The sequence below is a fragment of the Belnapia rosea genome, assembly GCF_900101615.1.
In the GTDB taxonomy this organism is placed as follows: Bacteria; Pseudomonadota; Alphaproteobacteria; order Acetobacterales; family Acetobacteraceae; genus Belnapia; species Belnapia rosea.
In genome coordinates, this window is record NZ_FMZX01000002.1 from 531,434 (window position 1) to 545,496 (window position 14,063).

A 14,063-nucleotide genomic window follows, 5' to 3' on the forward strand; every position below is an offset into this window, starting at 1 on the left:
GCGCCACCGCCGGCCCGCGCCAAGCTCAGGGGCCGCGGGTCTCCACCGCCGTGTCGATGGCGAGGATCCGGTCGGCGGTGACACCGATGCCGGCGCGCAGCTGCAGCACCCGCTGGCCTTCGGACCGCAGGGCGAGGGCACAATCCCACTGCGTCCGCTCCCCGGTCGGCGGGGTGCAGAGCATGCCGAGGCCCTGGAGGCGCTGGATCGCCGGCGTTACCGGGGAGCCGAGCGGGAAGTCCCGCGCCAGCTCCGCCTTCAGCGCCGCCGCGGCGCCGGCCGGGCCGAGCCGCTGGAAGCGCTCCAGCGGCGACGGCGCCTCGCGCGCGAAGCCGAACCAGGCGACCACCCCGACCGTGGCCAGGATCGCGCCACCCACCAGGGCGGCGCGGGCCAGGGTGCCCGGTTGCACCGGCGACTCGCCGGCGCTCGGCCCCACCCCCGGCCCGGTCATGCGCGGTGGCGGCGCACCAGACGGCCGGGCGTCTCGCCGGTGAGGCCGGTGCCGGCGCGGAAGGTCGGGACGCCATTGGTCCAGACCTCCTCGATCCCCTCCGACTCCTGCTTCGGGTTCTCGAAGGTCGCGCGGTCGATGACCTTGTGCGGGTCGAACAGCACGAGGTCCGCATAGGCCCCTGGCTTCAGCACGCCGCGGTCCACCATGCCGAAGAGCGAGGCGGTGCGGCCGGTCATCTTGTGGATCGCCGTCTCCATGTCGAGCAGGCCGAGCTGGCGCGAATAGAATCCGAGCACGCGGGGGAAGGTGCCCCAGAGCCGCGGATGCGGATGCTCGTCATGCGGGATGCCGTCCGAGCCGATGACCGACATCGGGTGCGCCATGATCCGGCGGACATCCTCCTCATCCATCTGGAAGGTGATGGCGCCGGCCGGGCTCAGCTTCTCGGCCGCCGCGCGCTGGTCCATGTTCCAGTTCCGGGCCACCTCGGCGAGATCCTTGCCGGCGAATTCCGGATGCGGCACCGACCAGGTGATGATCACCCGCACGTCCTCGCGCAGCCGGTCGGGCATCAGCACGGTGGACCCGGCCGGATAGGGGTACATGTCGTAGGCGACTTCCTGCAGCGAGGCGCTGGCTTCCAGCAGCGCCAGCGTCTGCACGCTGCGGCCGTAATTCTCCGGCATCGAGCATTTGTGGTGGCTGATCCAGACCGGCACGCCGACGCGCTTGCCGATCTTCAGCGTCTCCTCGATGGAGGCGCAGACCCGGTCGGCCTCGTCCCGCATATGGGTGAAGTACATCCCCCCTGCGGCGCGCAGCGGCTCGGCGACGGCGATGACCTCCTCGGTCGTCGCATGCATGTTGGGCTTGTACCAGAGGCCGGTCGAGAAGCCGGAGGCGCCCTCGGCCAGCGCCTCCGCCACCATCTGCCGCATCCTGGCGATCTCGGCATCCCGCGCCGGGCGGTAGAGGTCCTCGCCCATGACGCGGTAGCGCAGTGTCTGGTGGCCCACCAGGGCATAGGTGTTGACGGCGGCCGGGGTCTTCTTCAGCGCCTGCGCGTACTCGCCGAAGCTGTCGAAGGCGAAGCCGCTGTCGCCCACCAGGTCGAGCGGCGGCGGCGGCCGATCGCCCGTAATCCGCAGCGGCGCCAGCGACACGCCGCAATTGCCGACGACGACGGTGGTGACGCCCTGGCTCGACTTGCAATGCAGGCAGGCCGGGCCGCAGAGCACGGCGCGGTCGTCATGCGTATGGGCATCGATGAAGCCGGGGGCGAGGGCCCGGCCGGTGGCGATCACCTCCCGGTCGGCGCTGGCACTGCCGAGGTCGCCAACGGCGACGATCCGCTCGCCGGTGACGCCGACATCGCCGACCATGCGCGGCCCGCCGGTGCCGTCGAAGAGGGTGGCGTCGCGGATGATGAGGTCGCAGCGGAGGGCCATCGGTGCGGGGCTCCTGATCGGTTCGGTCCCCCCAGGGTTACGCCTCCGCCGGGCCGGGGGGAAGGCCATGCCGGGGTGGCGGTTGCCAATCGCCTGGGCCGGCGGCAGCCTGACGGCCAAACAGGAGGAACGACCATGACCCAACTCGACCGCCGGCAGGTGCTGGCCGGCCTCGGCGCCGCCCTGGCCCTGCCATCCGGGGCTCGGGCGCAGCCCGCGGCCAACCCCATCCGCATCGGCGTGCTGGCCGATTTCTCCGGCTCCTACCGCGACACCTCCGGCCCCACCTCCGTCGCCTGCACGCAGCAGGCCATCGAGGATTCCGGCCTCGCCGCCCGCGGCATCCAGGTCGAGGTGCTGCAGGGCGACCACCAGAACAAGCCCGACATCGCCATGGCCATCGCCCGGCAATGGATCGACCAGCGCGGCGTCGACATGATCTGCGAGGTCAACCACTCCGCCATCGCCCTGGCGGTCGCCGGGCTGGTGCAGGAGAAGAACAAGGTCCAGATGAACAGCGGCGCGCTGAGCGCCGTGATCACCGGTGAGCGCTGCTCGGCGAATACGGTCCACTGGACCGCCGATACCTGGATGCTGGCGAATTCCGTCGGCCAGGCGACGGTGAAGAGCGGCGGCGACAGCTGGTACTTCATCACCGCCGACTACGCCTTCGGCCATCAGATGGAGCGGGACCTGACACGCTTCATCGGCGCCGCCGGCGGCCGGGTGATGGGCGCCGCGCGCTTCCCCTTCCCGGGCACCTCGGATTTCTCCTCCTTCCTGGTGCAGGCGCAGTCCAGCCGGGCCAAGGTGGTCGGGCTGCTGATGGCTGGCGCCGACATGATCAACTGCATCAAGCAGGCCCGCGAGTTCGGCGTGACGCGCCGCGCCCGGCTGGTCGGGACGCCGATGTTCATCACCGACATCCATGCGATGGGCCTGGAGACGGCGCAGGGGCTGACGGTCTGCGAGACCTTCTACTGGGACCTGAACGACCGCACCCGCGCCTTCAATGCGCGGGTCAAGCCGAAGACGCCGACCAACACTCCAAATCAAGAACATGCCGGCACCTATTCCGGCGTGCTGCACTACCTGAAGGCGGTGGCCGATCTCGGCCTGGAGCGGGCCAAGGCGAGCGGCCTCGAGGTGGTTCAGCGCATGAAGGCGATGCCGACCGACGACGACTGCTTCGGCTCCGGCAAGCTGCGAGAGGACGGGCGGAAGATCCACCCGGCGCATCTCTTCGAGGTCAAGGCGCCCGGCGAGAGCCGGGGCGCCTGGGACTACTACCGGCTGGTCGGCAGCGTCGGCGCCGAGGAGGCCTTCCGGCCCCTCAGCGAGGGCAATTGCCCGCTGGTCCGCACCTGACCTGTGGCTGCGGCGTCACACCTCGACGCCGTAGATCTCCCGCGCCGCCTGGCGGGTGATGAGCCCATCCGCCACGTCGCGCCGCACCAGCGCCGGGTCGCGCGCCTTCGGGTCACCCATGCCACCGCCGCCCGGCAGCTTCAGCAGCAGCCTCCGGCCCTTCGGGATCACCTGGAAGCCCTTGGTCCTGAGCGGCGTACCATTGGCATCGTTCAGCCCGACCCAGCCGCCCGCGCCCTCGCCGCCGCCCTCACGCCCCTTGGGCGGATTGGCGACGCGGTCGAAGATGGCGTTGACCGCGAATTCGGCATCGCCCTTGGCGCCGATCTCCATCACCTGCCCGAAGCCGCCGCGGGTGCGGCCGGCACCAGCGGAATCGGGCCGCAGCTCCTTCTTCCAGAAGATCACCGGCGCGACATTCTCTGTCGCCTCCACCGGCATGGTCCGGACACCACTCGGGAAGGCGATGCCGTCCAGCCCGTCCTTGGTCGGGCGCGCGCCGGTGCCGCCGGAATTGAAGGTGATGATCTCGAAATCCTCGGTCTCGGCATTCTGGCCGGAGACCTGGCTGCCGCCCCGCAGCGGCGGGTTCCACAGCGCCGAGGAGCCCTCCGCATTCACCCGCTCCGGCACCGCCTGGTGCAGGCAGCCCATCATCAGGTCCGGCAGCAGCTGGCCGACGACATGGCGGACGGAGACCGGGTAGGGCCGCGGCGCATTCAGGATGCAGCCTTCCGGGATCACCATGTGGAAGGGGCTGAGCGAGGCCCAGTTGTTCGGGATCTCGGGCGCGACCACGCATTTGATCCCGAAGCAGGAATAGGCCCGGCAATAGGCCGGCGGCACGTTGATCCCGCGGGTCGAGAGGCCGGAGGTGCCGGCATAATCCACAACAATCCGGTCCTGCTCGATCGTCATCGACGCCTGCAGCGTGACCTCGAACTCATAGCCGTCCGACTTGATCTGCCCGCCATAGGTCCCCTTCGGGAGCTTCCTGATCTCCTCCAGCGTCGCATGCAGCGAGCTTTCGAAGATGTACTCGGCGAGCGGGTCAATGCTCTCCATGCCGAACTCGTCCATCATCTCGACGAGCCGCTTGGCGCCGGCATCGTTGCAGGCGCAGAGGGAGTAGACATCACCCTCCAGCTCCACCGGCGTGCGGCTGCCGGCGCGGAGGAAGTCGAAGAAGGTCTCGTTCGGCCGACCCCGGTCGAAGCACTTCACGATCGGGATGTAGAGCCCTTCCTCGAAGACGCTCCGCCCCTCCGGCCCCATGCCGAGCCCGCCGATATCGATGATATGCGCGGTGTTGGCGAAGAGCCCGACGATGCGCCCGTTGCGGAAGGCCGGCGTGACCACGGTGAGGTCATGCAGGTGCCCAGTGCCGAGCCAGGGGTCGTTGGTGATGTAGTGATCGCCCGGCTGCATCCCCTCGGCGGGGAACTTCGCCAGGAAATGCCCGACCGATTCCATCATGGAATTGACGTGCCCCGGCGTGCCCGTCACCGCTTGGGCCAGCATGCGGCCCTGCAGGTCGAAGATGCCGGCCGAGAGGTCGCCCGCCTCGCGCACCGTGGTGCTGAAGGCGGTGCGGATCATGGTCTGCGCCTGTTCCTCGACCACCGCGATGAGGCGGTTCCACTGGATCTGGCGCTGGATCGTTGCAAGTGCCCCGGTCTCTTTCATGGTCACGCCTCCTGCACCAGGTCGAGATAGCCGAGCCCATCCATGCGGCAGGTCCAGCCGCGGCCAACAAGCGTGCTCGTCTCCGCCTCCGCCACGATGCAGGGGCCACGCACGGTGGCCCCCGGCGCCATGGCCTCGCGGTCGTAGACCGCCCAGTCCTCCACCTCGCCCGTCGCCGTATCCCGTACCGCCTGGTGGCGGATGGGGGAGGGGGCGGGTGAGTCCTCGACCTCCGCCGCCGGCTCCACCGGATCGGCCAGCGTCGCCACGGTGACGGCGAAGCTCATGATCTCCACATCGCTCCCCGGCACCGGCCGGTCGTAGAAGCGGGAATACTCCGCATCGTAGAGCGCCCGGATCGCCGGCACGTCTGCTGGCGTCAGGTCACGCGCCGGCAGCGTCACCGCGATCTCATGGCCCTGGCCGACATAGCGCATGTAGGCGATGCGCCCCTCGGTGGTCGGCGCGCCGAAGCTGCCCTCCGCCACCACTCGCGCCGCCTCGGCCGACATGCCGGCGAGCAGCCCATTCACCGCCGCCACGTCGAAGCTGGCGAAGCGCTGGTAGAGGCTCTTCACCACCTCATAGGCGACCGGCGCGCGGAGGAAGCCGATGGCGCTGCCGACGCCCGCCCCGCTCGGCACCAGCAGCCGCTTCACCCCGATCTTCTCGGCCACGCGGTAGCCATGCACCGGCCCGCCGCCGCCGAAGGCGATGATGGTCCGCCCGCCGAAGCCCTTGCCGCTCTCGATCGCATGGACACGCGCCGCGTTCGACATGTTCTCGTCGACCATCTCGATCACGCCGAGCGCCGCCATCTCGGCGGACAGCCCAAGCCGCCCGCCGACCGCCGCCGCCAGCGCATCCCGCGCCGGCTCCGGATGCAGGCGGAGGTTGCCGCCGGCAAACAGCAGCGGGTCATAGCGCCCCAGGGTGAGGTTGGCATCCGTCACCGCCGGTTTGCTGCCGCCCCGGCCATAGCAGGCCGGGCCCGGATCGGCCCCCGCACTCTCCGGCCCCACGGTGATGCGGCCCATGCTGTCCACGGCCGCGATGGAGCCGCCGCCAGCGCCGATCTCCACCATCTCGATCACCGGGATGCGCAGCGGCAGGCCGGAGCCCTTCTTGAACCGCCCGACGCGCGCCACCTCGAAGGTGCGGCTGGCCTGCGGCTGGTAGGCATCGATCAGGCAGACCTTGGCCGTGGTGCCGCCCATGTCGAAGGACAGCACCTCGGTCAGGCCGCGCTGCTTCGCCACATGGGCGGAGAAGATGGCGCCACCCGCCGGGCCGCTCTCGACCAGCCGGATCGGGAAGCGCGCCGCCGTCTCGAGCGAGGTGAGCCCGCCGCCCGAGAGCATCATGAAAAGCGGGCAGGCAAGCCCCGCCTCGCGCAGCCCGACCTCGAGGCGCTTTAGGTAGCTCGCCATCAGCGGCTGCACATAGGCATTGGCGACGGTGGTGGAGAAGCGCTCCCATTCCCGCATCTCGGGCGAGACCTCGGAGGAGAGCGAGACGCGCACCTCCGGCCAGAGGCGCCGGACGATCTCGGCCGCCTGCTGCTCATGCAGCGGATTGACGAAGCCGTGGAGGAAGCCGATGGCGACCGACTCGATCCCTTCGGCCTGCATAAAGGCGACATGCCGCTCGACCGCCGCCGTATCCAGCGGGAGCAGGACCTTGCCAGTATTGTCCAGCCGCTCCGTCACCGGCAGGCGCCAGCGGCGCGGCACCAGGGGCTGCGGCAGCTCGATATTCAGGTCGTACTGGTCGTAGCGGCTCTCATTGCCGAGGGCGAGGACGTCGCGGAAGCCCTCGGTGGTCAGCAGCGCGGTCCTGGCACCCTTGCGCTCGATGACGGCATTGGTGGCGAGCGTCGTGCCATGGATGACGAGGGCGATATCGGCGGCGGCGAGGCCCGCCCGCTCCAGCACCACCCGCACGCCCTCCAGCACGCCGCGCTCCGGGGCGGCGGGGGTGGTCAGTACCTTGGCGGTCCAGCGCCCATCCTCGGTCTCGACAGCGAGGTCGGTGAACGTACCGCCGATATCGACGGCCAGCTTTGCACTCAAGAGCCATACTCCGCTGCGAAGCGCTGCGTGACCGCACACGCCTTCTCGAAATCCTCCATCCGCATGGCCTCATGCGGATTGTGGCTGCCATGCTGGTTGCGGACGAAGAGCATGCCCGCCGGGATGCCGGCATTGGCGAAGGCGCCGGCATCATGCCCGCCGCCCGAGGCCATCACCTTGGCCGGGATGCCGAGCGCCCCAGCCGCGCGCCGCAGCCCCTCCTGCACGCCCGCATCCATCAGCGCCGGCTGGCTGCCGCCCTCGGCGCCGAGCTCGAAGCGCACGCCGCGCCGCGCCTCGATCTCGGCGACCTTAGCGTAGAGCAGCTCGAACAGCATGTCGCAGCTGCGCAGGTTGGTGCTGCGGACATCGAGCATGAAGCTCGCCTCGCCGGCGATCTTGGTGAAGCCCGCCTCGGCGGCGGTCGCCAGGGTGCAGAAGGTGCAGACCATGCTGTGGCCCTGCGCCTCCATCCGGCACCAGCCCTCGTCCAGCGCCACGGCCAGCTCCGCAAGGGCGATGGCTGCATCCCGCCGGTATTTCCGCGGCGTGCCGCCCGAATGGTTGTATTCGCCGAGCACCCGCGCCGCCCGCAGCCGCCGGCTGCCGGGGATGCCGGTGACGATGCCGACCGGGATCTCCTCGGCATCCAGCACCGGCCCCTGCTCGATATGCACCTCGAGATAGGCGGCGACATTCTCCGGCCCCAGCACCCGCTCGCCGCGCTCGACGAAGCCGGGGTCGAAGCCCTCCTCCCGCATGTGGTCGGCGAGCGGGCGGCCATTGTCCATCCGCTTCACAGCGAGCTCGGAGGCCGCCAGCATCCCGAGAGCGCCACGGCTGCCGGGATAGCTGGTGGGGAACCAGGCCCCCGCCTCCTCCGCACGGATCGCCATGACGGTAACATCCCGTGCCGGGGTGAAGCCGGCCCGCTTCATCCCCGCGACGGCGGCCAGCCCGGCCAGCACCCCCGCCGCACCGTCGTAATTGCCGCCCTGCGGCACGCTATCCAAATGGCTGCCAAGGATGACCTGCCGCGCCTTGCGGTCCGCGCCAGGCAGGGTGAGGTAGAGGTTGCCGACCGGGTCGGCCTTGGTCTCGAGCCCGATCGCTTCTGCCGCTTCCTTGACCAGGGCATGGGCCATCCGCTCGCCCGGCCCATAGGCCTCGCGGGTGACGCCGACCCCGTCGAAGCTCCGTGCGCGCAGATCAGCGAAGAGCCTGTCGGCAAGCTCCAGATCGGGAGTCAGATTCGGCAGCATCGGCACATTCCTCGGCAGCACGGCCTTCGCGGCGCGGGATGCAAGTCCCGCGCCGTTCCCTCAGCAGGCGATCAGACCATGCCCCGCACGCGGCCGCCATCCACCCGGATCATGCTGCCGGTGATGTAGGCGCCGCGCTCGCTGGCCAGGAAAGCGCCCATCGGCCCGTAATCAGCAGGCGTGCCGAGCCGTCCGGCCGGGATCTCGGCGGCCGCCTCGGCCAGCGCCTCCTCCAGGCTGATGTTCTTCTGCTTGGCGCGTGCCGTGCTGGTCTGGGTCACCCGGTCGGTCTGGATCGTGCCGGGGGCGAGGACGTTCATCGTCACCCCGTCTTTCGCCACCTCGCCCGAGAGGGTCTTCAGCCAGCCCCAGATCGAGGCGCGCAGCGTGTTGGACAGCGCCAGCGTCGGGATCGGGTGCTGCATTCCCGTGCTGCCCACCACGATGACGCGGCCCCAGCCCCGCTCCCGCATCGCCGGCAGCAGCCGGTTGGTGATGCGGATGGGCGAGACGACGATGTGCTGGAACCATTCCAGCAGCGCCGGCTCGGTGATCTGGCTGGCGGTGCAGGGCGGCGGGCCGCCATGGTTCAGCACCAGGATGTCGACCCCGCCCATGGCGGCGAGGGCGCCATCGGCCAGCCGGTCCATGTCATCGGAGGAGGCGACGTCGGCGACGATGCCGGTGGCGGAGGGGGCGCCGGCACCCTTCAGCGCCGCCGCCGCCTCGTCCAGCCGTGCCTGGTCGCGGCCGCTGATGACCAGCGCCGCGCCCTCGGCCGCCAGCGCATCGGCAATCGACCGGCCGAGCCCCTTGGTACCGCCCATGACCAGGGCGCGACGGCCCTTCAACCCGAGATCCATATGCCTGCGCTCCCTTAATTTCCGGCGTGACCCTGCCTTTGGCCGTCCTGGCTGGCAAGACGCCGCCCTGGTGGTAAGACGGGTACAATCGAGGAGACGCCGATCATGCCGAAGCCCGTCCTGCTGGTGACTCGCAAACTGCCGGATGCCATCGAGGCCCGCGCCTCCCGCGACTACGACGCCCGGCTGAATCCGCAGGACGAGATGTGGGCGACCGATGGCGCCGAGATCGCCCGCCGGGCGCAGGAGGTCGGCGCCGCCGGCATCCTCGGCGCCGCCGGCGACGCGCTGAACACCGCCTGCATCGAGGCCCTGCCGGAGAGCGTGAAGGTCATCGCCACCTTCAGCGTCGGCTTCGACCATATCGACATCGCCGCCGCCAAGGCCCGCGGCATCGTCGTGGTGAACACCCCCGAGGTGCTGAGCTTCGCCACCGCCGAGACCGCCTTCACCCTGATGCTGATGGCTGCCCGCCGCGCCGGCGAGGGCGAGCGCATGGTCCGCGCCGGCCAGTGGAAGGGCTGGGCCCCGACCCAGCTCCTCGGCGTGACGCTGGAGGGCAAGAAGCTCGGCATCCTCGGTTTCGGCCGGATCGGGCGGGAGCTGGCGGCGATGGCCCGCGGCTTCCGCATGGAGATCCACTACCGCGACATCCAGAAGCTGCCGCCCGAGGTGGAGCAGGGTGCCATCTACCACGACAACGAGGACAGCTTCCTCGGCGCCATCGACATCATCTCGATGCATGTCCCGGGCGGCGACGCCAACCGCCATTGGCTGAACGCCGAGCGCATCGCCAAGATGAAGAAGGGCAGCCTGGTCGTGAACAGCGGCCGCGGCGTCTCCGTTCATGACGAGTCGCTGATCGCCGCGCTGAAGTCGGGCCATATCCGCGCCGCCGGCCTCGATGTCTATGACGGCGAGCCGAAGGTGAATCCGGGCTACCTGACCCTCGAGAATGTCGCACTCCTGCCGCATCTCGGCAGCGCCACGATCGAGGTACGGGACGCGATGGGCAACCGCGCGCTCGAGAACCTCGATGCCGTGCTGCTGACCGGCACCGCGCCGCCACATCGCGTCGCCTGAGCGCCGGGAGAGCAGGATGGCGGGTCAGCAGCAGGCGCCGGGCTATTTCCGCTTCCGCCTCGGCGAGTTCACCGTCACCACGGCCTTCGACGGCTACAACCGCCGGCCCGTGCAGGGGCTGGTGCGCAACGCCCCGTTGCCCGAGGTGCAGGCGGTGCTGGCCGAGAGCTTCCTGCCCACCGAGACCTATGACGGGCCCTATACCGTCACTTTCCTCGATACCGGCCGGCACCTTATCGCCTTCGATGCCGGTACCGGGGGCCAAATGGCGGCGACGGCCGGACTGTTGCCGGCGAACATGGCCGCGGCCGGGATCGACCCGGCGAGGGTCGACCTCGTCGTTCTCACCCACTGCCACCAGGACCATATTCACGGGCTGGTGACGCGGGAGGGTGCGGCCTTTTTCCCCACCGCCGAACTGGCGCTGGCCGAGCCGGAATGGGCATGGTGGACCGATCCTGGCAATGAAAGCCGCAGCCCGGAGGGCCAGCGGGTGAATTTCGCCAACGTCGCCCGCCGCTTCGCGCCTTATCAGGGGCGCATCCGCCGCTTCGCCCCGGATGCCGAGGTGGTGCCCGGCATTCATGCCATTCCCGCGCATGGCCATACGCCGGGCCACAGCCTCTTCCACCTGGCGAGCGGGCGGGAGAAGTTAATGATCCTGGCCGATACCACGCATCGGCCGGAGCTTTTCGCCCGCCGTCCGGGACTGCATGCGCTGTTCGACTTCGACCCGGTGGCTGCGGAGGCGACACGGCGGCGGGTGCTGGACCGGGTGGCGACGGACCGCATCAAGGTGATCGGCTACCATTTCCCCTTTCCCGCCACCGGGCATATCGGCCGGGACGGCGACGGCTACCGCTACATTGCAGAGGCCTGGAGTTGAGGCGCCTGGGCTAGCCTCGGCCCGGGAGCGGTCCGGGCTTGCCGAAATGCCAGCCCTGGCCGTACTCGACCCCGAGTTCCCGCATCATCGCCGCTTCCGCCTCGGTCTCGATCTGCTCGGCGACGACCTGGGCGCCGAGGCCATGCGCCAGATCCACCATGGAGGCGATGATGGCGCGGTCCTTTTCGCTGCGATGGGCGTGGGTGACGTAGGCGCCATCGATCTTCACATAGTCCACCCGCAGAAGCCGGAGGTAGCGGAAGGTCGCGGCACCCGCGCCGAAATCATCGATGCAAAGCGGAAGGCCGCGGGAGCGGAGGGCAGCGACGCTGCGCGTGGCCTCCGCCTCGTCCTCGATCTCGGCTGTTTCGGTGATTTCGAGCAGGAGGCGCTCCACCAGCATCGGCTCGGTATCGAGCATGGCGAGCAGGGCCTCGCGGAAGCTCGGACTCTGGAGTGAATGACCGGAGATATTGGCGGCGATGCAGGTATCCCGCGTCAGGCGAGCGGCAGAGCAGACGCTGCGCAGCACCGCCCAGTCGAGTTCCGCGGACAGGTCGAGGGCTTCTGCCAGCAGGACGAATTGCTGCGGGTTCAGCGGCGCCTCGCCCTTGCCCGGCTCGGGGCGCAGCAGGGCCTCGTAGTGATGGGCGCCCCCGCCCGACAGGTCGACGATGGGCTGGAAGGCGAGGCGAAAGCGATTCTCGGCAATGGCCTGCCGCAGCCCCGCGGCGCGCGCATAGGCATGGGCGATGAATCCGTTCAGCCCCTTGTCGAAGCCGGCCTCCTCCACCGCCGTGATGCCGCCTCGGTTGAAGGCCGAGAGCGCGTAGCGCAGCGCGCGGGTGGCCTGCAACGGAGTGAGGCCCGGCGCCTCGATGGACAGGCTGGTCGTGGCAACCGAGGCGGCATGCCCGGCCCCCCGCAGCAGGCTTTCGAGTTGCCGGGCCAGTTCCTCCGCCGCTGCCGCTTCGCCGAGCAGGCCGAACCGGCCTTCGCCGAAATCGCCTGCCTGGCTGGTGGGAGGCAGAGCCTCGGCGAGGCCTTCGCGGATCAGTGCCGTCGTCGCGTCCGGCAATATGCCTTCGGCCCGGATCTCGATCAGGCCGAGGCTGGTGGTGTCCCCCCCGATGGTGGCCTCGGCTGCCAGCGCACGGCTGAACTCGGCGGAGTCGCTGACGGCGGGCCGGGCGGGCGGCTGCGGGGTCGTGGCTATGCTGAAGCAGATGGCGCTCTGCTGTGGGCCGGGGCGGCGCAGCGCGCCGATCGAAACCGGTGTCGCCGCCCGATCATTCAGGCGGAACCCCGTCGGGGGCATCCGGTCGCGCGCCAGCAGCAGGTTGAAATTCGCGTCGAAGGAGGCGCGGTCGTTCAAGGCGACCAGATCGCGTACGGGGCGGCCGATCCAGGCCTCGGGCGGCTGACCCAGCCGGCTGCGGAAGGCGCCGGCGGCAAAGCCGATCCGGCCTTCCGGCGTTACTTCCACCAACAACTCCGCCGCCGCCAGAGCGAAGGTCAGGAACCGCTCCCGGTCCACGCCTTGCCGTGGTGTGGCCGGGGCGGAGACCTCGGCGCCGTCAACAATCACTCGGGCCGCTCCCCATCCTCATTCGATGGGAGGATGGGGCCGCCGGAGTTAAGCGCCGGTGAATCTCAGGCCGCGAGGGCAGCCTCGCCGTCGAGGGTCGCGGCGGTCGCGTGTACCACGGCGGCGATGCGCACGGCGGCCTGGATGGCCTCCTTCGAGACGCCATGCGTCAGCAGCGTCTTCTCATGCGCTTCCATGCACATGCCGCAGCCATTGATGGCCGAGACGGCGAGCGACCAAAGCTCGAAATCCACCTTCTCGACGCCCGGCTTCGCCATGATGTTCATCCGCAGCTTGGCCGGCATGGTGTTGTAATCGCCGACGACCAGATGCGTGAACCGGTAGTAGATATTGTTCATGCCCATGATCGAGGCCGCGGCCTTGGCGGCAGTCAGCGCCTCGGGGCTCAGCTTCGGGCCGAATTCGGCGAGGATGTCGCGGATGACCTCGGGGTTGCGGGAGGCCAGCGCCGAGACGATGAAGGTGCCGGCGCGCTGCTGCTCGGTCAGGGTCGGCTCGGTCGAGAGGCTTCCGAGGTTCAGCTTCTGGTCCTTGGCGTATTCGGGCAGGCGGTTGCGCAGGGCTTCCAGCGACATGGCGGGCTCCTTCCAAGGTTTCGATTCTAGGGGGTGGGCGGAGCGGATCCCGGAGAATCCGTTCGGCCAACCCCCTGCCCGGTCGGGGCAGGGGAGGCGAGGGGGGCGGATGCCCCCCTCGGCCGGGATCAGGCCGCCTTCTCGAAGAGCTTCTGGGCGTCGAGCGCCTCCTGGCCCTTGTTCCAGTTGCAGGGGCAAAGCTCGTCGGTCTGCAGCGCGTCGAGCACGCGGAGCACTTCCTGCGGGTTGCGGCCGACATTGAGGCCGTTGACCGAGGCCCACTGGATGGTGCCGTCCGGATCGACGATGAAGGTCGCGCGCAGCGGCACGCCCGCGTCCTTGTCGAGGATGCCGAGGGCCTCGGAGAGCTCGCGCTTCACATCGGCCAGCATCGGGATCTCGAGGTTCTTGATATCCTCGTTGTAGACGCGCCAGTTCAGGTGGACGAACTCGCTGTCGGTCGAGGCGCCGTAGACCACGGTGTCACGGTCCGCGAACTCACCCGCCAGCTTGCCGAAGGCGGCGATCTCGGTCGGGCAGATGAAGGTGAAGTCCTTCGGCCAGAAGAAGACGACCTTCCACTTGCCGGCATCGGAAGCGGAGGTGATCTCGGTGAAGGACTTGCCGGGGCCACCCAGGCCCTCGGGGCCCGCCTTCACGGCGGTCAGGGCGAAGGACGGAAACTTGTCGCCGACAGTCAACATGCAGAAATCCCCTCTGGTTACGACCGGCGCATGACCGGCCAGATCCGGAG

12 protein-coding genes are annotated in these 14,063 nt (G+C 69.6%); 3 read left to right on the forward strand and 9 right to left on the reverse strand.

Features of this window, described 5'->3' with window-relative positions:
• Positions 1-25: 25 nt before the first annotated feature.
• Both BLR02_RS08680 and BLR02_RS08685 read right to left on the reverse strand, forming a co-directional pair.
• On the reverse strand, positions 26-454 hold the full coding sequence (locus tag BLR02_RS08680; protein WP_090563537.1) for a hypothetical protein: 429 nt from the start codon (positions 452-454) through the stop codon (positions 26-28).
• A complete protein-coding gene (locus tag BLR02_RS08685; RefSeq protein WP_090662367.1) occupies positions 451-1,905 on the reverse strand; it encodes an N-acyl-D-amino-acid deacylase family protein in 1,455 nt (484 codons plus the stop codon). The genes BLR02_RS08680 and BLR02_RS08685 overlap by 4 nt, the downstream gene beginning before the upstream one ends.
• Before the next feature lie 135 nt (positions 1,906-2,040).
• On the opposite strand from BLR02_RS08685, the gene BLR02_RS08690 reads away from it, so the two are divergent.
• Positions 2,041-3,273, forward strand: a complete 1,233-nt coding sequence (locus tag BLR02_RS08690; RefSeq protein WP_090662369.1) for an ABC transporter substrate-binding protein — start codon at positions 2,041-2,043, stop codon at positions 3,271-3,273.
• A 15-nt stretch (positions 3,274-3,288) separates the two neighbouring features.
• On the opposite strand, the gene BLR02_RS08695 is transcribed toward BLR02_RS08690, so the two are convergent.
• From BLR02_RS08695 to BLR02_RS08710, 4 genes are all read right to left on the reverse strand, one after another.
• Positions 3,289-4,959: a hydantoinase B/oxoprolinase family protein gene (locus BLR02_RS08695; protein WP_090662371.1), complete on the reverse strand. Its 1,671-nt coding sequence runs from the start codon at positions 4,957-4,959 to the stop codon at positions 3,289-3,291.
• Positions 4,960-4,961: 2 nt separating this feature from the next.
• A complete protein-coding gene (locus BLR02_RS08700; protein ID WP_090662373.1) occupies positions 4,962-7,031 on the reverse strand; it encodes a hydantoinase/oxoprolinase family protein in 2,070 nt (689 codons plus the stop codon).
• Positions 7,028-8,293, reverse strand: a complete 1,266-nt coding sequence (locus BLR02_RS08705; protein WP_090662375.1) for a hydantoinase/carbamoylase family amidase — start codon at positions 8,291-8,293, stop codon at positions 7,028-7,030. The genes BLR02_RS08700 and BLR02_RS08705 overlap by 4 nt, the downstream gene beginning before the upstream one ends.
• A gap of 71 nt (positions 8,294-8,364) precedes the next feature.
• Positions 8,365-9,156 (reverse strand): SDR family oxidoreductase, encoded by a 792-nt coding sequence (locus tag BLR02_RS08710; RefSeq protein WP_090662377.1) that lies wholly within the window; start codon positions 9,154-9,156, stop codon positions 8,365-8,367.
• Positions 9,157-9,261: 105 nt separating this feature from the next.
• Between BLR02_RS08710 and BLR02_RS08715 the strand changes: the two genes are divergently transcribed.
• Positions 9,262-10,239, forward strand: coding sequence for a 2-hydroxyacid dehydrogenase (locus tag BLR02_RS08715; protein WP_090662379.1), 978 nt, complete (start codon positions 9,262-9,264; stop codon positions 10,237-10,239).
• Positions 10,240-10,255: 16 nt separating this feature from the next.
• Complete coding sequence (locus BLR02_RS08720) at positions 10,256-11,125, forward strand: MBL fold metallo-hydrolase (RefSeq protein ID WP_090662380.1); 870 nt, start codon at positions 10,256-10,258, stop codon at positions 11,123-11,125.
• Between the two features lie 10 nt (positions 11,126-11,135).
• Here BLR02_RS08720 and BLR02_RS08725 read toward each other — a convergent pair whose 3' ends face one another.
• From BLR02_RS08725 to BLR02_RS08735, 3 genes are all read right to left on the reverse strand, one after another.
• Positions 11,136-12,713: an EAL domain-containing protein gene (locus BLR02_RS08725; protein ID WP_090563554.1), complete on the reverse strand. Its 1,578-nt coding sequence runs from the start codon at positions 12,711-12,713 to the stop codon at positions 11,136-11,138.
• 65 nt (positions 12,714-12,778) lie between these two features.
• Positions 12,779-13,309 carry a carboxymuconolactone decarboxylase family protein gene (locus BLR02_RS08730; protein WP_090563556.1) on the reverse strand — a complete coding sequence of 177 codons (531 nt, stop codon included), beginning with the start codon at positions 13,307-13,309 and terminating at the stop codon, positions 12,779-12,781.
• Between the two features lie 128 nt (positions 13,310-13,437).
• Positions 13,438-14,013, reverse strand: a complete 576-nt coding sequence (locus tag BLR02_RS08735) for a peroxiredoxin (RefSeq protein WP_090563558.1) — start codon at positions 14,011-14,013, stop codon at positions 13,438-13,440.
• Positions 14,014-14,063 lie beyond the last annotated feature (50 nt).

Excerpts from the sequence above, each read along its gene's own strand:
- BLR02_RS08710 (WP_090662377.1), bottom strand. The coding sequence starts at position 9,156 with ATGGATCTCGGGTTGAAGGGCCGTCGCGCCCTGGTCATGGGCGGTACC.
- BLR02_RS08735 (WP_090563558.1), bottom strand. The coding sequence starts at position 14,013 with ATGTTGACTGTCGGCGACAAGTTTCCGTCCTTCGCCCTGACCGCCGTG.
- BLR02_RS08685 (WP_090662367.1), bottom strand. The coding sequence starts at position 1,905 with ATGGCCCTCCGCTGCGACCTCATCATCCGCGACGCCACCCTCTTCGAC.
- BLR02_RS08715 (WP_090662379.1), top strand. The coding sequence starts at position 9,262 with ATGCCGAAGCCCGTCCTGCTGGTGACTCGCAAACTGCCGGATGCCATC.
- BLR02_RS08730 (WP_090563556.1), bottom strand. The coding sequence starts at position 13,309 with ATGTCGCTGGAAGCCCTGCGCAACCGCCTGCCCGAATACGCCAAGGAC.
- BLR02_RS08695 (WP_090662371.1), bottom strand. The coding sequence starts at position 4,959 with ATGAAAGAGACCGGGGCACTTGCAACGATCCAGCGCCAGATCCAGTGG.
- BLR02_RS08680 (WP_090563537.1), bottom strand. The coding sequence starts at position 454 with ATGACCGGGCCGGGGGTGGGGCCGAGCGCCGGCGAGTCGCCGGTGCAA.
- BLR02_RS08705 (WP_090662375.1), bottom strand. The coding sequence starts at position 8,293 with ATGCTGCCGAATCTGACTCCCGATCTGGAGCTTGCCGACAGGCTCTTC.
- BLR02_RS08720 (WP_090662380.1), top strand. The coding sequence starts at position 10,256 with ATGGCGGGTCAGCAGCAGGCGCCGGGCTATTTCCGCTTCCGCCTCGGC.
- BLR02_RS08690 (WP_090662369.1), top strand. The coding sequence starts at position 2,041 with ATGACCCAACTCGACCGCCGGCAGGTGCTGGCCGGCCTCGGCGCCGCC.